The organism is Limnofasciculus baicalensis BBK-W-15 (genome assembly GCF_024178385.1).
GTDB lineage: Bacteria > Cyanobacteriota > Cyanobacteriia > Cyanobacteriales > Coleofasciculaceae > Limnofasciculus > Limnofasciculus baicalensis.
Genome location: NZ_JAMZMM010000579.1, coordinates 1 through 2,651, shown reverse-complemented (window position 1 = coordinate 2,651; position 2,651 = coordinate 1). Strand labels below are relative to the sequence as shown.

The 2,651-nt window shown below is 42.5% G+C and carries 1 protein-coding gene; it reads right to left on the bottom strand.

Annotation, left to right across the window (positions count from 1 at the left end; genetic code table 11):
- Positions 1-89 precede the first annotated feature (89 nt).
- Positions 90-2,336, bottom strand: a complete 2,247-nt coding sequence (locus NJ959_RS28325) for a glycoside hydrolase family 57 protein (RefSeq protein WP_254015102.1) — start codon at positions 2,334-2,336, stop codon at positions 90-92.
- Positions 2,337-2,651 lie beyond the last annotated feature (315 nt).

Genomic DNA, 2,651 nt, shown 5'->3' with positions numbered 1-2,651 from the left:
GGGGTGAAAAGGGGGGCAAAAAATGAGTATCTTTGCCAAAGTGGGATGCTCCCAAACTAACGCCCTCTCAAAGTTTGAAAACATCCTCCCTATGGTGCCTGTAACGCCACCATCTGATTTTCTGATAAGTGAGTCTTGAAAATACCATTATCCGCCAAAACTAACACTAATCGTAGCTGAGAATCAGGTTCAATCTGTAAATCTGCCCAAGGTACAGCTAACTCCAAACATTGATCGATGGCAATTTGAGCGCGACTAACTTTAGGATGCCACTGATAATTTTCTACTGCCTCCTGAAACCAAAAAGATTGAGTGGGTAAATTAATTACTAACTGATGGTGAAATAAATAATTGAGTGGTGCAATATCGGGGACTTCTGCCAAAGGTGCTTGACTGTTGTGAACCAAGCGATTAGGATAAAACAATAATAAATGTAATTCACCTGGAATATCCTTGCCAATTTGTACCCCAGATTGAAAATCTAACCGCAGGTAAAAATTCAGGTGATCCACACCATACCATAACCGCTGAATTGGACTGCTTTGGTGCATTGTCCCCCGTGCGCCACCGAGTTCAATTCTTCCGGCTTTATCCCAATCTTGTTCATCACCGATACCATTAATCACTGGATGAATAAAGCTTTCCGGTTGGTGTTCGCCCCTTGGTTGATGTTGTTCTACAGGTTGTTTAATACTAGGAGGAATTGGTTCATTTAATGCTTGATAAATTGCCGCGAGATGTTCTCTAAATAACCGATCGAAAATAGCATCTTGGTTAGAAGAATGTCCCTCACCAAACCACCAAAACCAATCAGAGCCTTCCGCAGCATAAAGCGCTTCCCAAACTTCGGGATTATTTTCTTCTGTTGCTTCTGGATGATTAGCTAACATTTGCCGTGCTTCTGCTAATAAATCCCAGGCGCGATTTTTAGCCGGATCGCCAATCCAAGTAGTGAAACTACCATCTACCCAGGAGCCACTATGAAGTCTTTCTGCTGGTAATGTTTCTGTGGGGGGGAAATGTTCGATAAACTCAGATACAGTAACTAGTTTAATATCTGGACGATCGCTGAGGGTTTGATAGAGTAATTCTAAGAAAGGTAAGCCATCTCGTTCGTAAAATTCCCAACAATTTTCGCCATCTAGCGAAATATTAACCAGCCAAGGTTTGTCTAGTGCCGTGCCTCCACCTTTTTGACGATGTTTGAGGTTACGTGCGATCGCGTCTAAATGTCCCACTAAATCCGCAACAGCTTTTTCTGGCGGCATGGCACTATAAGTAAATCCAATTAAATCTGATAAACGATGATCGCGAAATACAATTGCTAAATCGCCATGGGGTGTTTCTAAACGATAGGGCTGATAAAGCCATTCTGGTTCAGAAATATTGCCCACTTCATCTCTGTGGAAAAAGTGCTGAAGTGTCCACCCTAATACTGCCTCATCTGAGCAAATCCACTTGAATCCTTGTTGAGCAATATATGGTAAAATTATCGGACTAACTGATTGTTCAGAAGGCCATAATCCGCGAGGTTTTCTACCAAAGCGATGTTCATATAAATCCCATGATTTTTTCAGGTGGCGGGGAATATCTTCTTCCCATTGAAAGCGATATTGAGGTAATACCATATTAGGCACAGCAACACGACCTGCATTTGTATCCGCAAGTAGGGGTAAAATGGGGTGAGTATAGGGTGTTGTGGTGACTTCGAGCTGACCTGCATCTTGCATTTTCCGGTGTTGGGGGATAATGCGACTGAGAATTTGTTTCTGTTTGGTAAAAATGCGTTGGCGATCGCTTAAAGTAAAATTACGTCCCTGTTTCAACCAGGTAGCGATTTCTGGGTCATCCCAAAACATTGGATCGAACCAGGCTAAGTTATGCCATGCTAGTAAGTCGCTGTAATCCTGAATAGTCCAATTTTCCAAGCACCAAGTCTTGCCCTTTTCCCGTCGTATCTCATAAAGTTCCCGGTAACGGGGATGAGGATCGATGAGAGTATGGTGATTGGCATCAAAAAAATGCTCGATAATAAAGCGCTGGTGTTCAGTATTAAGTTGTTCTGTGGGGGTAAGGGCGAGGGTAAGATAGGGATCGAAGGCTGTGCCAGCGCTGTAATCCTCTAGTTGCAAAATTAGAGAGGGAACCAAGTTTACAGTTTGATGGAGTTTGGGATACCGTTCTAGCAGGAGGACTAAATCTAGATAATCTTTTGTACCATGGAGCCGTACCCAGGGGAGGCGGTATTGCCCCAGCTTCGACATATCGCTGTTGCGGCTTTTATAGAGGGGTTGATGCTGATGCCAGATAAAGGCGACGTATAAGGGATAAGACATGGGATCAATTTGAGAGGTAAGGGTAGATCAAAGCCATCCTTTCAACTTTATAGCTCTTAACTGCAAACTCAAAACCTTTCTGACATTGGCAGGTTAAATGTATCCCCTGTTACAGGGAAAGACGGCCATTAAACAGCACATTTTGCAACGATCGATATCATTATGATGTTTTATGTTAAAAAAACCAAGATTTAAAAATTGTTATCGAGCTGAAACAGTAGCTGATGAGAGAGTATTTATTTTCTCGGAAAGAGATGATTTTTTATAAGAAAATAGCCTGAAAACCCCGTGACTTGAGTCCGGGGATGAAAGGCA